This window comes from Cytobacillus gottheilii, assembly GCF_900166665.1.
Lineage (GTDB): Bacteria > Bacillota > Bacilli > Bacillales > Cytobacillaceae > Cytobacillus > Cytobacillus gottheilii_A.
On record NZ_LT800494.1, the window covers coordinates 3,864,331 to 3,885,747 of the forward strand.

The 21,417-nt window shown below is 39.7% G+C and carries 24 protein-coding genes and 1 riboswitch; of the genes, 7 read left to right on the forward strand and 17 right to left on the reverse strand.

The window, feature by feature from the left end; translation table 11 throughout:
- Positions 1-26 precede the first annotated feature (26 nt).
- Complete coding sequence (locus tag B7E07_RS19080; RefSeq protein ID WP_176215248.1) at positions 27-569, reverse strand: hypothetical protein; 543 nt, start codon at positions 567-569, stop codon at positions 27-29.
- Positions 570-718: 149 nt separating this feature from the next.
- Here B7E07_RS19080 and yfkAB point away from each other — a divergent pair, with 149 nt between their 5' ends.
- On the forward strand, positions 719-1,861 hold the full coding sequence (gene yfkAB / locus B7E07_RS19085) for a radical SAM/CxCxxxxC motif protein YfkAB (protein WP_080848409.1): 1,143 nt from the start codon (positions 719-721) through the stop codon (positions 1,859-1,861).
- 152 nt (positions 1,862-2,013) lie between these two features.
- Here yfkAB and B7E07_RS19090 read toward each other — a convergent pair whose 3' ends face one another.
- Both B7E07_RS19090 and cax read right to left on the reverse strand, forming a co-directional pair.
- Positions 2,014-2,856, reverse strand: coding sequence for a YfkD famly protein (locus B7E07_RS19090; RefSeq protein ID WP_080848410.1), 843 nt, complete (start codon positions 2,854-2,856; stop codon positions 2,014-2,016).
- A gap of 380 nt (positions 2,857-3,236) precedes the next feature.
- Positions 3,237-4,292, reverse strand: a complete 1,056-nt coding sequence (cax, locus tag B7E07_RS19095) for a calcium/proton exchanger (protein ID WP_176215249.1) — start codon at positions 4,290-4,292, stop codon at positions 3,237-3,239.
- A 404-nt stretch (positions 4,293-4,696) separates the two neighbouring features.
- Between cax and B7E07_RS19100 the strand changes: the two genes are divergently transcribed.
- On the forward strand, positions 4,697-5,872 hold the full coding sequence (locus B7E07_RS19100; RefSeq protein ID WP_080848411.1) for an MFS transporter: 1,176 nt from the start codon (positions 4,697-4,699) through the stop codon (positions 5,870-5,872).
- A gap of 194 nt (positions 5,873-6,066) precedes the next feature.
- Positions 6,067-7,989 (forward strand): heavy metal translocating P-type ATPase, encoded by a 1,923-nt coding sequence (locus tag B7E07_RS19105; protein ID WP_080848412.1) that lies wholly within the window; start codon positions 6,067-6,069, stop codon positions 7,987-7,989.
- A gap of 1,191 nt (positions 7,990-9,180) precedes the next feature.
- On the opposite strand, the gene B7E07_RS19115 is transcribed toward B7E07_RS19105, so the two are convergent.
- Both B7E07_RS19115 and B7E07_RS19120 read right to left on the reverse strand, forming a co-directional pair.
- Entirely contained in the window at positions 9,181-10,005 is an 825-nt protein-coding gene (locus tag B7E07_RS19115) for a YihY/virulence factor BrkB family protein (protein ID WP_080848414.1), read from the reverse strand.
- On the reverse strand, positions 9,981-10,352 hold the full coding sequence (locus tag B7E07_RS19120) for a hypothetical protein (protein WP_080848415.1): 372 nt from the start codon (positions 10,350-10,352) through the stop codon (positions 9,981-9,983). The genes B7E07_RS19115 and B7E07_RS19120 overlap by 25 nt, the downstream gene beginning before the upstream one ends.
- A gap of 189 nt (positions 10,353-10,541) precedes the next feature.
- Between B7E07_RS19120 and B7E07_RS19125 the strand changes: the two genes are divergently transcribed.
- Complete coding sequence (locus tag B7E07_RS19125; protein WP_066449539.1) at positions 10,542-10,766, forward strand: DUF1128 domain-containing protein; 225 nt, start codon at positions 10,542-10,544, stop codon at positions 10,764-10,766.
- A gap of 38 nt (positions 10,767-10,804) precedes the next feature.
- On the opposite strand, the gene B7E07_RS19130 is transcribed toward B7E07_RS19125, so the two are convergent.
- Positions 10,805-11,317: a type 1 glutamine amidotransferase domain-containing protein gene (locus B7E07_RS19130; RefSeq protein WP_080848416.1), complete on the reverse strand. Its 513-nt coding sequence runs from the start codon at positions 11,315-11,317 to the stop codon at positions 10,805-10,807.
- Between the two features lie 78 nt (positions 11,318-11,395).
- On the reverse strand, positions 11,396-12,115 hold the full coding sequence (gene treR, locus B7E07_RS19135) for a trehalose operon repressor (RefSeq protein ID WP_080848417.1): 720 nt from the start codon (positions 12,113-12,115) through the stop codon (positions 11,396-11,398).
- Positions 12,116-12,645: 530 nt separating this feature from the next.
- Here treR and B7E07_RS19140 point away from each other — a divergent pair.
- Complete coding sequence (locus B7E07_RS19140) at positions 12,646-12,969, forward strand: helix-turn-helix domain-containing protein (RefSeq protein ID WP_080848418.1); 324 nt, start codon at positions 12,646-12,648, stop codon at positions 12,967-12,969.
- Positions 12,970-13,097: 128 nt separating this feature from the next.
- Here the strand turns inward: B7E07_RS19140 and B7E07_RS19145 are convergent, their stop codons facing one another.
- From B7E07_RS19145 to B7E07_RS19175, 8 genes are all read right to left on the reverse strand, one after another.
- Positions 13,098-13,235: an anti-repressor SinI family protein gene (locus B7E07_RS19145; RefSeq protein WP_139785749.1), complete on the reverse strand. Its 138-nt coding sequence runs from the start codon at positions 13,233-13,235 to the stop codon at positions 13,098-13,100.
- 39 nt (positions 13,236-13,274) lie between these two features.
- A riboswitch (cyclic di-GMP riboswitch) is annotated at positions 13,275-13,413 on the reverse strand.
- Between the two features lie 103 nt (positions 13,414-13,516).
- A complete protein-coding gene (locus B7E07_RS23400; RefSeq protein WP_139785666.1) occupies positions 13,517-13,756 on the reverse strand; it encodes a hypothetical protein in 240 nt (79 codons plus the stop codon).
- A 62-nt stretch (positions 13,757-13,818) separates the two neighbouring features.
- Entirely contained in the window at positions 13,819-14,118 is a 300-nt protein-coding gene (locus B7E07_RS19150) for a DUF5658 family protein (protein ID WP_080848420.1), read from the reverse strand.
- Positions 14,119-14,142: 24 nt separating this feature from the next.
- Positions 14,143-14,706 (reverse strand): TasA family protein, encoded by a 564-nt coding sequence (locus B7E07_RS19155; RefSeq protein WP_080848421.1) that lies wholly within the window; start codon positions 14,704-14,706, stop codon positions 14,143-14,145.
- A gap of 27 nt (positions 14,707-14,733) precedes the next feature.
- On the reverse strand, positions 14,734-15,450 hold the full coding sequence (locus tag B7E07_RS19160; RefSeq protein WP_080848422.1) for a TasA family protein: 717 nt from the start codon (positions 15,448-15,450) through the stop codon (positions 14,734-14,736).
- A gap of 67 nt (positions 15,451-15,517) precedes the next feature.
- Positions 15,518-16,144: a CalY family protein gene (locus tag B7E07_RS19165; RefSeq protein WP_080848423.1), complete on the reverse strand. Its 627-nt coding sequence runs from the start codon at positions 16,142-16,144 to the stop codon at positions 15,518-15,520.
- An 85-nt stretch (positions 16,145-16,229) separates the two neighbouring features.
- Positions 16,230-16,811, reverse strand: a complete 582-nt coding sequence (gene sipW / locus B7E07_RS19170; protein ID WP_080848424.1) for a signal peptidase I SipW — start codon at positions 16,809-16,811, stop codon at positions 16,230-16,232.
- Positions 16,812-17,495, reverse strand: coding sequence for a SipW-dependent-type signal peptide-containing protein (locus tag B7E07_RS19175; protein ID WP_218970439.1), 684 nt, complete (start codon positions 17,493-17,495; stop codon positions 16,812-16,814).
- Between the two features lie 374 nt (positions 17,496-17,869).
- Here B7E07_RS19175 and B7E07_RS19180 point away from each other — a divergent pair, with 374 nt between their 5' ends.
- Both B7E07_RS19180 and B7E07_RS19185 read left to right on the forward strand, forming a co-directional pair.
- Complete coding sequence (locus B7E07_RS19180; RefSeq protein WP_080848426.1) at positions 17,870-18,202, forward strand: helix-turn-helix domain-containing protein; 333 nt, start codon at positions 17,870-17,872, stop codon at positions 18,200-18,202.
- Positions 18,199-18,819, forward strand: coding sequence for a class D sortase (locus tag B7E07_RS19185; RefSeq protein WP_257391500.1), 621 nt, complete (start codon positions 18,199-18,201; stop codon positions 18,817-18,819). Before B7E07_RS19180 ends, B7E07_RS19185 begins: the two co-directional genes overlap by 4 nt.
- Positions 18,820-19,286: 467 nt before the next feature.
- Here B7E07_RS19185 and B7E07_RS19190 read toward each other — a convergent pair whose 3' ends face one another.
- Together B7E07_RS19190 and B7E07_RS19195 are read right to left on the reverse strand one after the other, a co-directional pair.
- Positions 19,287-20,198, reverse strand: coding sequence for a pseudouridine-5'-phosphate glycosidase (locus B7E07_RS19190; protein WP_080848427.1), 912 nt, complete (start codon positions 20,196-20,198; stop codon positions 19,287-19,289).
- Positions 20,199-20,215: 17 nt separating this feature from the next.
- The gene (locus B7E07_RS19195) at positions 20,216-21,313 is read right to left on the reverse strand and encodes a carbohydrate kinase (RefSeq protein ID WP_080848428.1); all 1,098 of its coding nucleotides are present in this window, start codon (positions 21,311-21,313) and stop codon (positions 20,216-20,218) included.
- Between the last annotated feature and the right edge of the window lie 104 nt (positions 21,314-21,417).

The following is a 21,417-nucleotide window of genomic DNA, read 5'->3' on the forward strand; positions in this document are numbered from 1 at the left end:
ATGAAGCGAACTACATAATCATACGTTTATTTGGAATACTTATTTTCTTGTGGATCTGTTGTGAGATCCTCATTGTTTACTGGAAAAGCTGTACCTGCCTGGCTGCCATAGAATTCAGATTTTTCTCCGGTGCCTCCTGTTGAAACAGGCTGGTCCATCACTTCTGAACCTGCTTGTTTGACTTTGGAACCGATATCCTTAATATCATGTTTGGCATCTTTCGCTACTTCCATTGCATCATTTGAAACCTCTTTAACTACATCCATATTGCTGAAAATGTCTTCATTGACACGCTGATACAGCTTTTGTGCATCGCTAATCGCTTCTTTTAACGTGTTGGAAGCACTTTTGAATTGGCTGATCATTTGATCTTTTACTTCACCAGGGTTTTCTTTTACTTCTGTAATCATTTTGCTGGAACTCTCTTTAATACCCATCGCTGTATGCTTCACCTTGTTTCTTGTTGTCGAATCAAGCAATGCCAATGCTCCGCCAATCATGCCGCCGATAAGAATGCCTTTTAATAATTTGCTGTTCTGTTCTTGATCTGAATAAGTTTGATTACCCATTGTTGATCCTCCTCAAAAATATATGATGCTTGTCTTTTCCCATAAAGAAGGAGATTTAAACGCGCCAGTTGACAGAACGCCGTGTTCGATCAATAATGACTAGAGATTTGCCTCCTTGAGGGAGAATTATTTTTAAAGGAGTTAACGTAATGACTTTGCCATTAGCCCCGATTACACCGAATTTTGATCCTTGGGAAGCTTATATGGATATAGAAGAATTTGGCGAAATGACGCTTTCAAACGTAGAATTTACAACCACCGTGCTTTGCAACATGAGATGTGAGCATTGTGCAGTCGGTTATACATTGCAGCCGAAAGACCCTAGTGCACTGCCGATTGAATTATTTCTTCAACGCCTTGAAGAAATTCCGCATTTGCGCTCCCTTTCCATTACTGGCGGCGAGCCGATGCTTTCAAAAAAATCAGTAGAAAACTATGTGGTGCCATTGCTTCGTTATGCAAGAGAACGAGGAGTGCGCACACAAATAAACTCAAACTTAACGATTGAGCTTAGCAAATATGATGCGATTTTGCCTTATTTGGATGTGCTCCACATTTCTCATAACTGGGGAACAGAAGCTGATTTCATTGAAGGCGGCTTTGCGATGATGGAGCGAAAGCCTACCACAAGCCAGCGCGAAGCATTGTTTAAACGGATGATTGATAATAGTGCCGAGCTTGTTAAAGCAGGTGTTATGGTATCAGCTGAAACAATGCTTAATAAAAGGACCTTGCCTCACTTAGAAAATATTCATAAGCAAATTACAGAAGATATGAAATGTCAGCGGCATGAGGTTCATCCTATGTACCCTTCCGATTTCGCTTCATCATTAGAAGTTCTTTCACTTGATGAGATTCGTTCGGCTATTCATCACTTGTTAGACATACGGAACCCATCTGTCTGGATGCTTTTTGGGACACTCCCATTTTATGCTTGCCAGACAAATGCTGATGATCTTGCCTTATTGCAGCGCTTAAACAACACTGAAAAGGTGACCGTCCGCAATGATCCAGATGGCCGCTCCCGTTTAAACGTAAATATTTTCACGGGCGATGTCATTGTGACGGACTTTGGCGATACACCACCGCTTGGGAATGTGCAAACAGACTCCTTACCCGATGTGTTTAAAAAATGGAGCCAAACTAGCCTTGCAAAATCATTAAGCTGCCATTGCCCACAAGTAAAATGCCTTGGTCCTAATGTGCTGGTAAAAGATAAATATTACCCGGATGTGGATTTTCAAAATCGAAAAGCGAATCTTTATTTTACACCGGTTCAAACAGTACGATAAAAAACGCCCATAGGGCGTTTTTTTAATGTTAGAACCTTTACTAAAAAATACGATTCTTTCTGTATAAACCTCTTTGATTCAATTAATAATTTCATTATTTCCGTTAATACATATTGATTTACTTAAGACGTTCTTTTATCCTTAAACACCATTTACCGAGGTCTTTCCGAAACCATAAAGCCAAAGGACATATGATCCTGAACAGGAATCCATGCGCCTATTCCTTGTGATGTTACATTTTTTACAACAATGACTTTTTTGTTTCCTTTCAGCATGAGGTAAACTTCACCGTACGTGACTTTCCCTTTTTCATTGATGGCAGGAGCATAGCCATATAAATAACCAAGACGTTTAGGAGGGATATTATAGACATTATCCTTCTTGGTTCCCCCTCCAATGATTGTTTCAAAGGCAAGTGACAAGCCTGTCTTTTCGGTTGCCTTTAACAGCATCATCTTCTTAACGTCTTCTGAATTTGGAATTTTAGCCGTTAATCCGCCTTTTACAACTTTTTGTGCTTCTTGAACAAAGTGAATCTGATAGGGTGCTTTTCCACCGCGATTATCAAAATAGTTCGTATTGATTTTTTGATATTCCCAATTTGGAGCTGTTTCAGTAGACTCATAATTCAGCGGCCATTGTCCCAAGTACACAACGGCCTTATAACCAATGGCAAACGGTGTGCTATTGACCGTCGTTTCATTTAACATACGAATCAAATCCGGGTTTTCAATCTTCACCTTAGATGAATCAATCAGCTTTTGCGTTAGATCGCTAGGCTGCAGGGTTGGCATATCCTGATCAGGATTAGGATACGTATTTTCCTTGGTTATATTGAGAACCGAGCTTGGTATACTGATCGCTTTTGATTCTTTTTTTTCAGCTTTTTCTTCTGTTTTCTCAGCTTTTTCTTCCGTTTTTTCAGCCATAACAGATGTCTGTAAGGACATTATAATTAATAGAGCAGATACAATAGATAATAATCTTTTTTTCATGTTGTGAACTCCTTTCACTTTTAGCCATGATCATTTACTATTAGTTTTTTCGTCCTGTCACTTTTCTATCCATTAATAAGAAATAAAATTGTAACACCATTGTAAAAATCAGAATATTTACAAATATCAAAATATATGTCATAATAACATTAATTCAATAAAGGAGGGCAGCTAAATCCATTCGCTTATAAAGGAGGCTAGAGCATACTTGACTGGCACACAGGAAGAGAAATCATCCTAAACAGGAAGATGGTGATCCATGCCGAATAGCGAAGAGATGAAGCTTACCGAATGAACAAAATACTTAAAGAATACCCTAATAGTGTGGGAAACTAATTGCTTCCCGAAAACGGCTCTTCCCCTGGAGCCGTTTTTTTGTTTTACAATAAATAAAATCCAATTCCCATGATCATATAAGCGGCCAATAGTGTTGCACCTTCAAACCAATTGGACTCTCCGTCATTTGAAATCACAATCATCAAGAGGACCGCTGTTACCATCGAAATTAATTCGGGCAATGTAAAAACAAGCGACATAGGATCCGCAAATAATAATGATATCAAGACGAGAACTGGGGCAACAAACATAGCCACTTGCAAGGTGGAGCCAACTGCAATTTCGACTGCTATATCCATTTTATTTTTGTAAGCCATAATAATAGCGGATGCGTGCTCTGCCGCATTTCCGACAATTGCGACAATGACGACACCAATAAAGAGCTCTGTCCATCCAAACGCTTCCCCAACGGTTTCAAAGGTGTGAACTAGGTTTTCTGATACATATGCAACAGCCACAGTGCTGATGGCTAAAACAGTAATAGCCTTGCCTTTTCCCCACTCAGGCTCTTCATGGGCATGTTGCTCATTCTCTGTGTTCGTTTGATAGACACCCCGATGCGTTACCAGTTTAAAAAATAGAGCTGCCAAGTATAGAACAATCAATATGATTGAAATGCCTATACTAAAACTGATTGTTTTTGTTTCATTCATTGTCATAGAGAACACTTCTGGAATTACAAATGCCACAATGACCCCAAACATTAGCAGACCAGAATTATGTCGTGCATCAAAAACATTATAAGTTTGCCGTTTATATTTTAATCCTCCTACAAAAAAGGATAATCCGGCCACCAGCAGAAGATTTCCAATGACAGAGCCTGTTAAGGATGCCAAAACAACTCCAACTAATCCTTCTTTCAAGGCAAAAACAGAAATAATCAGTTCAACGGCATTTCCAAAGGTTGCGTTAAGAAGTCCGCCAATCCTAGGTCCAGCTACTATCGCCAGACTCTCTGTTGCTCTCCCCATAAAACCAGCTAACGCTATAATCGTTAAGCAATAGATCCCAAACATAATAATATTAGACCAGTGAAGCAGTGTTCCGACTATCGAAAGCGGAACACCCGCAAAGACGAGCACCAAAAATATTCTGTTCAAAATGGTCACTTCCCTCTATGTTCCTGGTTGCAGAATAAATCTATTGATTATTTTGTGCAGAAAATGGGTTTATAACCAATTTAATTTTTTTCGAGTGATCCTCCCTCTAATTCTCGAAAGAATCATTTATGGTTGATCATATATTGTTTTTTAATCAATTTTCATAGGCTTTTCGATTATTTCTCAGAGCTTTTCGATCATTTCCCTGCTTCTTTCGTTGATTTCAGAAACGTTTTTAATCATTTCAAGGAACTTTTTGATCATTCCGGGAAAGACTCTCTTTCTCCTCTATTTAATCTTTCACATACACGCTTTTATTGGACATCTTTCCCTTGCCAATCTTCTGAATTCCATATACCATCTTTTAGGGAGACTAAATTATTTTACAAGCTGAGGTATGGGGAATGAAAAATAGAGAAAATATGCGCTTTTGGATCTTAGTGAGTATTGTGGCAATATCTGGATTTAGTCAGGGAATGCTGTTGCCTCTAATCGCGGTTATTTTTGAAGCGGATGGAGTGTCATCGAGTTTAAATGGTTTGAATGCAACTGGACTTTATATTGGAATTCTGCTAATTTCACCGTTTATGGAATATCCGCTGCGTAAGTACGGCTATAAACCGGTTATCATTTTGGGAGGTTTGCTCGTTGTCGTGTCGCTGCTGCTTTTCCCCTTCTGGAAAACGTTCTGGTTTTGGTTTGTGCTGCGGTTATTGGTAGGCATAGGTGATCATGCCCTGCACTTTGGAACACAGACATGGATTACCAGCTTTTCACCTGATCATAAAAGAGGACGTAACATATCACTATATGGATTGTTTTTTGGTTTAGGATTTGCGGTTGGACCATTAATGACACCGCTAGTTGAGGTTAATGAAGCATTGCCATTTATCATTTCCTCTATTTTATGTTTCATAGCCTGGTTATTTTTATTCACCTTAAAAAATGATTTCCCTGAGCAAACAGTTCAAGTGAATTCCTTTAAAGAAACGATGAAACGTTTTAAAGCGGCATCTAAATACGCGTGGGTTGCCTTTCTTCCTCCATTAGGCTATGGATTTTTAGAAGCTTCTCTGAATGGAAGCTTCCCGGTGTACGGATTAAGAATTGGTTTAGAGGTTTCAAGCGTATCATTGCTTTTAACATCTTTTGCAGTGGGAGCGATCGTGTTTCAGCTGCCGCTTGGCATGTTAAGTGATAAGTATGGGCGAAGGAAAATATTATTGAGCGTGCTTCTTTTTGGGTCACTTGCCTTTGTGACTGCAAGCTTTCTTGAAAGCTCAGCAACAGCGCTTGCGGTTTGTTTATTTGTTGCAGGTATGGCCGTCGGATCGACTTTTTCGCTTGGCATTAGCTATATGACTGATCTTGTGCCGCGCAATCTGCTGCCTACAGGCAATTTGCTGTGCGGAGTTGCTTTTAGTATGGGAAGCTTGACTGGACCTTTTTTTGGCGGCATCTTCATTGAGTATTTCCAGGCTTTAAGTTTCTTTCATATTATAAGCATCATGCTGCTTCTGATCTTCTTAAGCATTGCTTTGTTTGGAGAAAAACCCAGCAGTGTTTCAGAGCAGATCTAATTGGAAACTTTTTGCTATGCAACGTCTGTTAGATAAGGTATGATAAGAATATATAAAACAACTCCATATAAAATTGTCTTGAACGCTGTCACCTCTATGGTGGCAGCTTTCGTCGTTTTATTGGGGTATTGATGTTGATTATTCTTCTCATCTGAGATAGTGAGTGCAGTCTAACCATACAAGGAGGAACAAAAATGAACACTGAAACAAAAGCCGTTTACCAATCCCAGCCAACAGCTGAAAAAGGAACCTCATTTGAAAATATTAAAAATCATGCAGAACTTATTGCCGCTCTTTTTAGCGGTGTGCTAATTCTTGCAGGCTGGCTTTTAGATCGAGAAGGTTTCCAGTCTGCTTCAGTTGCCGTGTATTTGTTTGCATTCGTAATCGGCGGATTCGCCAAAGCAAAAGAAGGTATTGAAGATACGATTGAAAACAAAGAACTAAATGTAGAAATGCTGATGATCTTTGCAGCGATCGGATCTGCCATCATTGGCTATTGGACAGAAGGAGCTATTTTAATTTTTATTTTTGCATTAAGCGGTGCTCTAGAAACGTATACAATGAACAAAAGTCATAAAGAAATCTCCGCACTTATGGATCTGCAGCCTGAAGAGGCATTACTTCTTTCCTCTGGACAAGAGAAAAAGGTGCATGTATCACAGCTGGTCATAGGTGATCATATTTTAGTGAAGCCTGGCGAAAGAATTCCTTCTGATGGCAAAATCGTAAAAGGACAAACAACCATTGATGAAGCTGCGATTACTGGAGAATCAATGCCCGTTTCAAAAAGTATGGACGATGAAATTTTCGCGGGAACTGTTAACCTCAACGGCTCCATTACGGTAGAGATAACGAAACTAAGCAATGATACGCTCTTTCAAAAAATCATTAAGTTGGTGCAATCTGCTCAAAGTGAAAAATCTCCTTCACAGCTTTTTATTGAAAAATTCGAGGGGCGTTATGTGAAGGTTGTTCTATCTGTTGTAGCCTTGATGATGGTATTGCCGCATTTTTTATTAGGCTGGTCATGGACAGAAACGTTTTACAGAGCCATGATTCTTCTCGTTGTTGCTTCTCCATGTGCATTGGTGGCATCGATTATGCCAGCGACATTAGCAGCAATCTCAAATGGCGCACGTCATGGCATCTTGTTCAAAGGCGGCGTTCACCTTGAAAATTTAAGCCACTTGCATGCCATTGCTTTTGACAAGACTGGAACGCTCACTAAAGGCAAACCGGAAGTAACTGATTTTATTGCAATTTCCGATGTTTCTGCAGATGAAATTTTGTCTATCACTGCTTCAATTGAAAGACATTCTACACACCCGCTTGCACAAGCAATTGTAAAATATGCGACAGAACAATTAGATCAGCCTCTCTCTAACCCGGATTATATCGAGGATGTTCCTGGCTGGGGTGTAAAAGCGGTTATAGCCAATGAAGAGTGGACGATTGGGAAAGCAAACTTTTCATCTGGTAATCAAACCGAAGAATTTAAAATAAAGGTCGAAAACCTGGCTCAAAGCGGAAAAACAGTTGTATATGTAACGCGTGGCGAAAAGCTGGCTGCTATTATTGCCTTGAAGGATGTTGTTCGCCAAGAAACAAAGGCTGCCATTGAACTGCTGAAGAAACAAGGCATTTATACGATAATGTTAACAGGCGACAGCAAAGAAACAGCAGCCGCCATAGCCGCTGAAAGCCATGTCGACGAATTCATTGCCGAGTGCCTGCCTGAAACAAAGGTCGACCATCTGAAAGCATTAAAAGAAAAGTACGGAAATGTAGCCATGGTCGGAGACGGCATTAACGATGCACCAGCACTTGCATCCGCAAATGTGGGGATTGCGATGGGCGAAGGTACAGATGTCGCGCTTGAAACAGCCGATGTGGTACTAATGAAAAATGAATTGCCGAAAATAGCTGAAGCCATCTCCTTGTCCCGGAGAATGAATGCAATTATTAAGCAGAATATCATTTTTTCTATCACTGTCATCATGGTTCTAATATCGTCTAACTTTTTGCAGGTACTTGACCTTCCTTATGGAGTTATTGGCCATGAAGGTTCAACGATTTTGGTCATATTGAATAGTTTGCGCTTGTTGCGTTCTTAAGGTGGAAAAAGGGCTGGGACAAAACGAAAATACTATTTCTAAAACACGAAGGTTCATTTTCAAGGTTTGCGTGTTTAACAAGCCCGTTCCATTGCGCTCCAGACCCTCGCTTTCCATGGGGAGGAAGCTGAGACTCCTCGGAGCAAAGCTCCTGCGGGGTCTCACCTTTTCCTCTATTGCCCATAGGAGTCGAGGGTCCTCCGCTTCATTTCACTCATGTTTAGAAGATATATTATAAAATAATAAATAAAAAAACCGAATGATTAGAAAGATACACATCCTAATCATTCGGTTCTGTGGTTGTGTTAAATACTTATGTCCCCGTCTCTTTTTTCTTTGGAAGGCCACCTCGCCTTAAGCTTGTCGCCCCTGAGCAAGCGCCTTCCGCTTTTCATTTGTCCAGCTGCAGCGGCTAGCCCCTCGAGGTCTTAAGTCGACCTGTCCTAAAGGTTAAAGAACAAACCTTTATGCCATCTCGCCTTAAGCTTGTCGCCCCTGAGCAAGCGCCTTCCGCTTTTCTATTGTCCAGCTGCAGTGGCTAGCCCCTCGAGGTCATAAGTCAATCCAGCCAAAAGGTCAAAGAACGACCTTCTGGCTGGCTCGCCTTATGCTTGTCGGGGCTGGTCAAGCCACTTCCGCTTTTCTATTAATGATATCCGTTTTGGCCGTTGGCAGATCCGGATGTTTTATGTTTTGGTTTGTTTTTGCCTTTTTGTTTTGTGCCGCCGTCTTTTTTTGTATGCTTTGTCATGTGAAGTCCTCCTTGGCGTTAGGTGTGGTCTTGCCAGGTTATTTTACGGCACCCTAATCCTTTTTATACAGGAGAAAATTGGACGCAATTGCTCCTTTCTGAGCAAGGCGCTTCGGCTTTTCTTGGTTCCAGCTACAGCCCCTAGCCCCTCGAGGTCTTAAGTTAATCTGTCCAGAAGGTTAAAGTGCAACATTCTAGCCATCTTGCCTTAATCTTGGGGCCCTTAGGATGTGGGTTGTGCAGACGTTGCCACAGGACGTGGCGGTATTAGTCTGCGTTCCTTTACTGGAGCAAGGCGCTTCCGCTTTTCTTTGTGTCCAGCTGCAGCCCCTAGCCCCTCGAGGTCTTAAGTCAATCCATCCAAAAGGTCAAAGAACGACCTTCTGGCTGGCTCGTCTTAAGCTTGTCGGGGCTGAGCAAGGCGCTTCCGCTTTTCTTGCTTAACAGTCCTGTTTCGTATTTTTCATATGGATAGCATTGATTTCCCCGCCGATTAAAATGATGATGCCGGATAAGTAAAACCAGACCATCAGTACGATAATTGCTCCAATGCTCCCATATGTTGCCGAATAGTTGCCAAAATTGCTTACATAGTAGGAAAATGCCAGGGATGTTAAAATCCAGCCAAGTGTGGCAAAAATAGCACCTGGAATCACACTGATGCAGGTTAGTTTTTTATTCGGAGCAAACCAGTAGAGACCGATGAAAATAATAAACAAGATAACTGGACTCACAAGCCATCTCAGCATGTTCCAAACCGTTAAAAAAAAGTCGGACAGTCCAAATACATTAAATAAGAATTCGCCAATCTGTCTGCCAAACACAGGTAAAAGCAGAGCAAGCACAAACACAAAAATCATTCCAAAAGTCAAAAGAACGGCCATGCCTCTCGCGACTAGAAAAGACCGGCTTTCCTGAACATCATATGCTTTGTTAAAAGCGCGCACCACTGCGTTAATTCCATTTGAAGCAGACCAGATTGTTGCGATGATCCCGAAGGAAAGCAGCTTTCCATTTTTCTCAGATAACTGATTCACATTGGTCTCAATTAATGCCATCGTATCTCCCGGAGCGTAGTCGCGCACAACACTTAAAATATCCTCTAGCGTAATCGGCAAATAGGGCACTAATGTGACCAAAAATAACAGCAAAGGAAACAATGAGAGCAAAAAGAAATAAGCTAGCTGAGCAGCGAGACCCAAGACATCATCGTTATGCACACGATTCCAGAGATTTTTAATTAAACCTCCGTATGCTTGTCCCATTCATTCACCTCGTTTTCATTGTGAAGACTCTTTTCCCCCTTAAAGGCACTTTTTGTGTTTTCCACCAGTGTTGTAACCTGAGGAGCGGCCTCACGCAATTCTTCAACTGTTTCTGCAATAAAAGCAACATCCTCGCTTACCTGCTGAGCAGCGATTTTCATGCGTGCAGAAAATTCTTTTACGTTGTTGAACGTTTCATTCGGATTTTTCACATAATACGCCGTGCTATTTGCGGTCTTCCTACAGAAGGCTGCGGCTGACTCCCGCGTACTTTTATCTAGCATCGTTAAAGCCCCCCCTGCAAGGGCACCATAAAAAATACCTTTCCAAAACAATGATTTCCCCATATGACCATTCTCCTTTTCATATATACGAATTGAATTCTGGAATTTAGAACAAAATTCCTCTATTTCATTTTCTTCTATTTCTCATAGTTCATGCAACTTATATGAAAGAGTTGTCCAATAATAATGATTGACTTTTATAAGGGAACATGGAAAGATAAATTGACAAGCCAAATAAGAGAGGATGTCGGGATGAATCTATCAGAAAAATCAACTGAAAACGTGGAATATATGATTGAAAAAATCAAAGATAAGTTAAAAGTGCTAAACATGGGAGCTATAAAACCTTCTCACTTCGATGAAGAAATGTATGAAGATTTGCGCTATCTCTATGACCATATCATGAAAAAAGATTCATTCAGCCCGAATGAAATGCAGGCACTTGCTGAAGAATTAGGGAATTTGCGAAAAATGTAAAACAAAAAAAAAACAGCCCTCGGGCTGTTTTTTTTCTTTTATAAAAGATTCAGTGACTCACGCGTAAAGGCAGGAATGTCATCAGGCTGACGGCTTGTAACAAGCTGATTTTGACAAACGACTACTTCTTTATCTGCGTATTTGGCACCTGCGTATTCCATATCGACTTTAATGGATTTAAACCCAGTTGCATCACGGCCTTCTAACGCTTTTGCAGTAATAAGCAGCTGCGGTCCATGACAAATCGCAAATACTGGCTTCTTCTCATCCATAAATGCTTTTGTAAATTGCACAAAGCGGTCATCCGCACGAAGCTGATCAGGTGAAAAACCGCCTGGTAAAAATAACGCATCGAAATCTTCCGGTTTCACGTCATCGATGCCTTTATCAATAGAAACGTTAGCTTCTCCCTGCTTGCCTTTAACAGATTTGCCCTGTTCCTTCTCGATCGTCACAACTTCATGTCCAGCTTCTTTAAAGCTCTTCGCAGGCTCCGTATATTCAGAGTCCTCAAACATATTTGTGATTAAGCATGCAATCTTTTTACCCATGTAAGATCATCTCCTATCAGTTCTCTCATTTTTTGCACATTAAGAGATTTCCCTGAAAAAAGAACGATAAAACATAGATTACGCATTCCCCATCCTGCGGGCAAAATCAACAAATCTAAATTTATCTGGGCGATGTCTTGATTCTGTATATTGAAACAGGGCAGCATCATCCAGATAAATATAATTCTTCACAACCACTATGGCTTGAAACCCTTCCATATCAAGCAGCTTATAATCTTCAGCAGTTGGCTCCTCAACGGTAAATTCCTTCTTCGCAAAACCAATTTTCCGGCCAAGCACCTTTTCAATATATTCAAAAATGGACCGCTTGCATATTTCTTCTGTTAAACCTGGAACCTGACTTTCAATTAAATAATCTTTATCAAGAATAATCCTTTCTCCTTCGATCTTGCGAATGCGATGCACTTTCCAAACCTTCTCATCACTTTCAATCTGGAGCTGCTTCATAATATTGCTGTCCGGCTTTTTCAAGGAAAACTCAGCTATAATCGTCTCTGCCTGCTGCCCCATTGTTCCAGTCAGTTCTTTAAAACTGACAAGACCTGAAATCGGAAACTGCAGCTTTTTTAGATCCAGGACAATAGAGCCTTTTCCGCGAATTTTTTGGATATAGCCATTTTGTGCAAGCAAGTTTAACGCTTTGCGGATTGTCTCTCTCGAAGTAGAATACAGATCGGTCAATTCATTCTCCGAAGGCAATGTAGCATGAACAGGATATACTTCCTGATGAATTTTCTCTACCAGATCTTCATAAATCATTAAATATTTATTTTTCATAAGAATCACCACAATAAAAGAGTATAATCAGAGTACAGCGCGTTATCTTAGTAACATAACGAATCAGAAACAAAGCCTTGCTAATCTTCTTCTGTATCTCAGTCTGTCAGTTTCCCGGATAAAGTATCCCTATGTACCTTATGATATCGGTGGAGCTGACACCCCACTCATATTGTGCACCAGAAAGCGATTGGAGGCAATGAAAATGAAGGAAATGGGGTTTAATCGTCTTTAGAACATACAAGAGGAAAGTGGGCTGATGTCATCTTTTGGATTGGAGTTCAGTATCTATTATACTGATATGCAAAAAAGCTTTATAATTACAAATGAGACACAGAAAAGGAAAATACAAAATCAGTATAAAAGTCCCAAAAATCTAACATAAATTTATTTAATTTTTTGTGAAGTTTTTATCTTATTTATGATACTATAATAATGAAATTATTGAACAATTTGTTCTTAATATGGAACTGGTAAGGCATTTTCTGATATGATGAACTTACCAATGTTGATAAGGTGTGTGAGATTGAATGATTGGAGATCGCGTCAAAAAGCTCCGAATGGAGAAGAAATTATCCTTATCTGAGCTTGCTGAACAAGCAGGAGTTGCAAAATCATATTTAAGTTCTCTGGAAAGAAACCTCCAAACAAATCCTTCAATCCAGTTTCTTGAAAAAGTTGCGGGTGTATTAGATGTCCCAGTTGATCATTTAATTCATGAGCAAATTAATAAAGAAGAACTTGATTCTGATTGGATGAAAATTGTAAAAGAGGCTATGGAATCAGGAGTATCAAAGGAACAGTTTCGTGAGTTTCTCGATTTCAATAAATGGCGTACAACACAAAACAAGTAATACAGCTTAAGATATGTTCTATCATTGATTGAGATACATTCTAGAATACTCTGCCCGCAAAAAGGCAACAAATTTAGGCGTGATACCATATGTATCACGCCTCATTCATCCCGACATTTATCCTCATTTTAAACCTTCTCCGCTTCTTTTTCTAAATGACATTGAAGAAAAGCTCTGATTTCTGTTTGTTCCAGCCCCATATTTTTGGCTTCAACAATTAACTGGACCCATTCAGCGTCAACGACTTCACGATTATTACTTATCATCTCAATCACTCTTTTTCCCCCCAAAATACGAATCGTATCCTAGGCAACCCGGCCATCATAGTATTATTGTAGGCAGTATGTGACAGTATTTTCCTTTCATCGGTAACGACGCCTAATATTATACATTAGATCCGTGATTTTGCGTCCTTGCCTTTCAGCAAGTTTGCCTTTTCTTCAACGTGTTTCCTCTTAATTTATCATACTATAGATTTTTGTTAAAGTTTGTCACTTTTTGTACGTAATTTTATTTTTTTCACACTTTTTTCAAAAACACTTTTTTATTAAATTATCAGATTTATAGATTTGTTCTCCCTCGTAGCAGCAGGCTGGGACGAAGTTTCCTTTTGAATTTGTCTTCTTTGTTCTTGTACTTTATAAGCCACATTCACTCTCTCCTGTGTCATTGCATTAAAAAATGGCTGACAGGTCAGATCATTCCCGCAAACAGGACAAAGCCACTCGCCTTGTTCACTGCTGCTGAAGGATGGCCGCTGGCAGCGATCACAATTTTTCTGATACATAAAGCACCTCGTTCTCGGAAAGTTCTCTTCCTTCATCCTATTCAAATACCGAACTAATCATGTTAAAACAAATAGGGAATTATCCAAAAACTATGAAGGGCACAAACTGCTGTATACAAAACCACAGCAAACATCGCCAGTCCTCTAATTCCCTTCCCATCCGGAACAATCCCAGTAATATTCAACCCATACAACAGCCCAGAGAGAGCAACCTTTAATATAAGGAACCAATGAGGACCGACCTCATAAATCGCCTCCATTAAAGGATTTGCCTCTGTGATGATGTTATGGCGAAGACCAAAATACGTTACTGCTCCGTCCAGTAAATTTAAAAGTGCAAGATAATACAGTATGACTTTCATGTAATCACCGTAATTTCTATAAAATTACCTAGATGATCCAGCTTCTTGGTTTGCCTTAAATGTCCATTTAAGCTCTAGGGCATCTCCTTGGTATATATTTTGATCCTGCCCATTATCAATAAATTTAAACTGAACTGTGAATTTTGTTGGGTCTTTTGCACCTGCTGGCATATTTTCCAGAACTTGAACGGGATTATTCGTTAAGTTGGCTAAGCTCTCTGTAAATATCACTCGTTCTCTGCCTGATACATTATATAAATATTGAACGATAATATGCTCACCAAAATCTTCCCCATTGTTATCGCCCTTTTTATCGTATACTTCATATTCAGACTGCAGAAGAACTTCTTTTATATTTAATGAACCAGCATTCTTTAATTCAAAAGCACGGAATGCATAGTCATCTGGTTTGAGATTATCAATTTCGATAATATTCTCTTTGTTAATCTCTAAATCTAATGTACCGGCAGCAAAAGTGCTCTCTGCAGTTTCCTGATCGCTAAAGTAAGCGAATGTTCCTCCTGCAACCAGGCTTAGTCCTAATGCAGATGATAAGACACCAGCAGCTAATTTCTTTTTTATATTCAAGTCTCTTTCCCCCATATCATTTCTCGTCTAACCTGCATTGCGAATTTTTCTAATATAAATAAGTAAAAGGAAACCTCCCCCGATAGTTGCGAGCAGACCTGCTATGATTATGTTGTGATGATTCGTTGCCGTATTTGGAAGTTTATTTACAACTTCTGGACTTACAACAATATCTTGCGCTGGTTGTTCATCATTAGGTACTGTTGGATCTGGGTCTTCTCCAGGGTCGGTTGGATCTGGGCCTTCTCCTGGATCAGTTGGGGTTGAGTCGCCAATTCTCTCTGCTAAAAAGATGATTTCAACTTCAGCTGAGCTGCCTTGAAATTCATTCCCTAATCTTTCAGGCACTTTTACTTGAAGAAACAATGTCTCCTCAGTCCCGCTTGCCAGTTCCCTTGGAGAAAAGCCAGTAAAATCTTTCAACTTGCCCTCATATAAAATATGACTTTCTTTTTTTACCAAGAACTCCAATTCTTCAAATAGCCCCTTAACAGACTTTTTTTCTCCAATTCTAGCGATATACTTAAAGTCCATTAAGCCATTATTCTTTATCGTGATATTGCGCGGCATCCAATCTCCAGGCTTTAAATTGTCAACTTGAAAAAGGTAACCGCTCGGATCCGTTTGAATATCAACCTCTTTATCTTCTGCATGGACGGGAAATCCGCCTATCCCAATTGAAAGCATGAAGACGATTAGGATGAATAATATCTTTGGTTTTGCCAGCAAACCTTGATTATTCATGGCATTACCTCACTCATTTGATTTGACAAAAGGCGGGAATAAATTCCCGCCTTTTTTTGTGTAGCTATTATCTTTCTTCCCCTTCAGTTTGATGTGCTGTGAAAGACCATTCTAGATCTAATTTGTCTCCTTGGAAGTGGTTTTGATCATGGTTATTATCTACGAACTCAAATAAAACATTCATCTGATCGGATTCACCAGCTGGTAATCCACTTTCTTCTCCACCAAACCATGCCCACCAAGATGTCACACTTTCAACAGCATCAGGAGTCATATTCTTTAAATCATATAAAGTTGTTGATGTAATTACATCATTATAATCTATCCCAACGAATGGACCCCATGCAGTTTTATCAGCATTCTCTAAAAAGTGAACAATAATATGTTTACCGAAATCATCATTCCCATTGTTTTCTGCACCCTCCACCGTATAACTAGTAGAAAGATCTACCTTAGAAATATCCAATGTACCACCGTTCACCAAATCGAAATCACGGTACATTACATCACCAGGCTTTAAATTGTCAACATCGATGATTGTTGTAGGATCTACAGACAAATCCAATGTCCCAGCAGCAAACTTGTTAGATGAAGTTGCAGTATCACTAAAATATGCAAACGTTCCCCCACCAACTAATGACATTCCAAGTGCAGCTGATGCAATACCTAAACCTAATTTTTTCTTAATGCTCATTACCAAATTCCTCCCTGACCCTTTTTGGGTATGTATTATTGTTTTATATTGACTCTTGTAATAACAAGAGGTTCAACCAATTGTATTAAGCTGTTTTTTCTGTTGTTTCTTCTTCTTTTTTTGCTTTTGGCTCTAATTCTCTTAGGCCTTGATATATGCTGAATGCAGCATATGCAAGTAAGAGAACACCAGGACCAATGAGTAAGATTGCACTTCCTTCTTGCGATTGTGCAAAGTCTATAAAGTAACCGACAAAAGGAATTGTGAAACCGGAATAAACAGCTCTGATGTTGTCTGATAGGACAGCTTCCATATCTGCAGTCTGGTTGTTATCCCCTTTTGTTTCATACATGACCTGGTCGCCGCTTTCAGTGACCCCGATAATTCTGTGTGTCACTAAAATTTCTTCATTTGTGACATACGTGATGACGTCATCCTTTTTAAGCTTTTTTGCTTGTTCAGCATCTACAGGTTTGACTGCTATAATAGAACCAGTTTGAAAGGTTGGTTCCATAGAGCCTGATAGTACTGATTTCAGCTGATATCCAAAGGCCTGTGGTTCTCCTCCTGATGCTTTGGAGGATATCACTAGAAAGGCCATTAGTACTAAGTTCACAAATAAAATTCCTGTGATCACATTGCTAATAATTTTTTTAGCTTTCTTCATCTAATCACCAGCCTGTTCTATTGTTTTTTCAGGATTTTGTTCACTTGGTGGTTCTTCCACTGGTGGCTGAACTGGCTCACTTGGCTGCTTTGTTTCCTGCTCTTTTGTTTCTTCAGCAGGAGGAACGACCTCAATTCCATCCCCTTCACTACCACTATCTGCAGGAGGTATAGGCGTTTCTTGTTTAGGGTCCTCTTTGTTCGCTGGCGGTTCAGGCTGCTCCGTATCTTCAGTGCTTTCTTCCACATGTTCAACCTCTTCAGCTGGTGGATCCTCGCTCTTTTCATCAAATACTTCTTCAGTTTTATCCACTTCCACTTGCTCTTCTATCGTTATCTCTAAAATTTCTGTCAAAACGTCTTCTACACCAGAGGCAGATATTCTAAATTGATAGCTTCCACTTTCACTAGCTTCGAATTGAAGTGTTGTAGATCCACCTTCATTCAACAGGTCAAAAGAACCTTCTAAAACGGATTCATTTTCTTTTAACACTTGATAAATACCAGTAGATTCCATTGCGGCACCTGCATTTTCAACTTTAGCGTAAATGCCTTTGCCATCTTCAGAGTAACCTGCTTCAGTGACTTTTAATGAAGGAAGCCATATGCCTGCGCTAATTTGTCCGCTTACCTTGCTGGCATCAGTAAAATATGCATTTGTATTTCCTGTTAGATAGGCTGCCATTCCAAAGAACAAATACCAAACAGCCGTAATTTTAATCACATTGATTAACTTGTTTTTCTTTCTGAACTTTCTAAAGCGTTTCTTTCTTATTGGAATCCCCCCCAACAGGAAATGTTCATTATATTCTTTTTATTCTGTTCGTTTTATCGAACTCACAAACTGAGTATATTGCAAATTTACTATTTTGAAAAATACGAAAAATCGTCAAATTTTCGTTTTAACGAACGTTTTTCTTTCGTTTTCTTACTTTTCCTGTTATTTCCTCATTATTTTGTATTTTTTACAGAACAAATTGTTCGTTATAATGAATTCATTATTTAGTCTTTTATGCATAATTCTATAAATTAGCTTATCTATGAAAAAGGAGTTCTTTTATGATCGGGATAAAGGTAAAGTATTTAAGAGCAAAAAAGGGATATTCTTTAAATGAATTAGCTGAGTTGGCTGGGGTATCCAAATCATATTTAAGCTATATTGAGCGTGGCATACAAAAAAACCCTTCGCTGCAAATCCTCGAACGTCTGGCTGATACGCTTGATACTACGGTTGAGTCCTTATTAGATAAAGAACAGGATCTTTCTAATCTGGATGAAGAGTGGGTACTTTTAATTAGAGAAGCGATTGAAAATGGAATCACAAAAGAGGATTTTGCTTATTACTTATCTTTTATGAAGTTTAAAAATGCACAAAAGGAGGAATCGGAGTGAAAATCGGTTCGGTTCTTTTGCTTGTCAGTGCCAGTATTCTCGTTATCATGGGTGGAGGACTACTGTATAAAGGGTTCTCAGCCATTGCTGAAACGGAGTCGCAAACCGAAGAATCTCTTGAAGAGGCATATCAAAATATTACGAAGAACACAGGAAAAGAACCATCTTATGAAGCTGATCAAATTTCACCTAAGATTCCTTCATTTCAGATCGGCGAATCTATTGGCATTCTTCAGCTTCCATCGATTGATGGTGAACTTCCTATCATTGAAGGAACAGATGAGGATGAGCTTGAAAAAGGTGTTGGTCACTTTAGCAGTACTGTTTTGCCTGGTCAGGGAGATCAAATTCTTCTATCCGGGCACCGAGATACTGTGTTTCGGCGGCTTGGTGATGTGCAGATTGGAGATCTAGTTCATGTTGTCATGCCTTATGGAAAATACACTTATAAAATGAACAAATCATACATTGTTGATGCCGATGATACAACTGTTATACGCTCTACGGCTCCAGAAGAGTTATTAACGATTTCTACTTGTTATCCTTTCTCTTTTATAGGTGATGCGCCAGATCGGTATATTCTTGAAGCTGAGTTAATTGAAGTGAATCAGTTTTGACTTTTTGTCGAGTTTCTTAAATGCTGGTAATCTGAAAAACTCGCTAAAATGTTTGTAATTTATACGTGATAAAGGGGAAAAATGCCCTTCATTCGGCTTTTTTCGCTCTAATGGTGCAAAAACACGTTAAAAATCCTAAGAAGTTTTTCGTTCTAGTTAAGATATCCGCCGTCCAGAATATATATTCGCCGTTATCTTGATTTAATCGCCGTTATTTTCATTTATTCGCCTTAAAAATTTTTTATTCGCCGTTATTTTCATTTATTCGCCTTAAAAATTTTTTATTCGCCGTTATTTTCATTTATTCGCCTTAAAAATTTTTTATTCGCCGTTATTTTCATTTATTCGCCGTAAAAAATTTTTATCCCCCAAACGCCACCAGCCAGCTTCATCCTCAAGCCCTCCTGCTCCAAAACAAAAAAAACGCCACCAAGTCCAAACGACTCAATGGCGATCCCCAACACACCTTATTTTTGCAGCTTCACTGCAATTCCAGCTCCAACAACTGCATTATGCTTTACTAATGCAATATTTGCTGTCAGGCTTGTACCCTCTGTAAGCTCTTTTACTTTGCCAAGAAGGAATGGTGTTACGTTTTTACCTGCAATATTGTTTTCTTTTGCTTCTTTTAAAGCCGTTTCGATTACGTTTGTAATGAATGCTTCTTCTAGTGCGTGTTCTTCTGGGATTGGGTTTGCGATTACCACGCCTCCGTTTAGGCCCAGTTCCCATTTCGTGCGGATCAGGTCAGCGGCTGTGCTTGCATCATCTACACGGAAATTCACATCGAATTCGCTTGAGCGCGTGTAGAAGGCAGGCAATTTATCTGTCTCATAGCCAACTACTGGCACACCATTTGTTTCTAGGTATTCTAATGTTAAACCGATGTCTAGAATGGACTTTGCTCCTGCACAGACAACCGCAACGTTTGTTTTTGCCAGCTCCTGAAGGTCAGCCGAAATATCCATTGTTGTTTCTGCTTCACGGTGAACCCCGCCAATTCCGCCTGTAACAAATACTTCAATGCCAGCAAGCTCCGCACAGATCATTGTAGCTGCTACTGTTGTTGCTCCATTTTTCTTTGTTGCAATTAAATATGGCAGATCTCTGCGGCTTGCTTTTTCAATGTCGTTGCTCGTTGCCAAAAATTCTAATTCTTCATCTGAAATGCCGATTTTTATTTTCCCGTCTAAAATTGCAATGGTTGCAGGAACTGCTCCACCCTGGCGGATAATATCCTCAACTTCTTTTGCCGTTTCCACGTTTTGCGGATATGGCATGCCATGAGAAATGATTGTAGATTCTAGTGCAACGATCGCTTTTCCTGCTTTTTGGGCTTCTAGTACTTCTGCTGAGTATTCCAGGTATTTTTTTAACATGATGTATGATTCTCCCTTTAGTTAAAATTTTGTTTAAATGTGTCTTGAAGGCGTGTGTGGTTCAGCTCCGGGTTTACCGTTTCGTGTGACTGCAGTGTCAGCATGGAGCAGGCAATTCCGATCTTACACGCATTTTCCGTGTTCAAGTCTTTTAAATCTGCAAACATAATGCCTGCCACCAATGAATCTCCCGCTCCTGTTACGTCGGCAACTTTTACAAGAGGCGGCAATAATACGCCTGCATCCCCTTCTCTTGTAAAATAGATTAATCCCTTATCTCCACGTGTGATGACTACTTTTTCGACGCCTTTTTTGATCAGCATTTCAGCTGATTTAAAGAAGTCGCCTTCATTATGAATCGTCATGCCAGACAATGCTTCTGCTTCATCCTTATTGGCGATCAGCCACGTTACCCCACTTAAGTTTTCCGGCAGCTTCTTAACTTTTGGAGCTGAAACCGGCGTGATGCAAAGGCGAATTTCTTCTTCTTCACACCTTCTGATAATTTTCTCTAATACCTCTTTAGAAAAATTGGTATCCAGGATGACCATTTCGGCTGATGCAAAATAGCCCCATCTCTTATCAATAAAATCGTAATCAATTCCATCGTAGATCGACATATCAGCAAGCGCAATGCTCATTTCTCCTCTTTCATCCAAAACGGCTGTATATGTTCCTGTTGTTCGATCTGTAAAAACATGTGATGGAGTGATATCCACAAAGTTCTTTGTTGAATCCAAGAGCCAGTTCCCTTCATGATCACCGCCAACTACCGTCAGTAATGAGACGTCAGAGCCAAGTCTTCCCAGGTTCTCAGCAATATTCCTTGCTACTCCGCCGCATGATTGAGCACTTTCTGCCGGATTGGATGTTCCGTATTGGAGATTTTCAATCGCCTGTATTTTTCGGTCCACGTTGGCACCGCCCACACAAAGGATATTTCTATTCTCCGGCAGCACATATGCTCTCCCCAGCAATTTGCCCTGCTTAACTAAGGAAGAAATATAACCGGCTGCTGCTGATCGTGATAAACCAGTCTTCTCGGCAATTTCATTTTGTGTCATAAACGGATCTTCTTTGATGAGCTGTAAAATGAGTGATTCTTTTTCATTCATACCATCACCTCCACCTCGGTAAACTTTTGTCTTAATTATAAACATATGTTTAAATGTAGTGCAAGCTAAATCTCTATAGACATTTATGAACTTTAGGTATATAG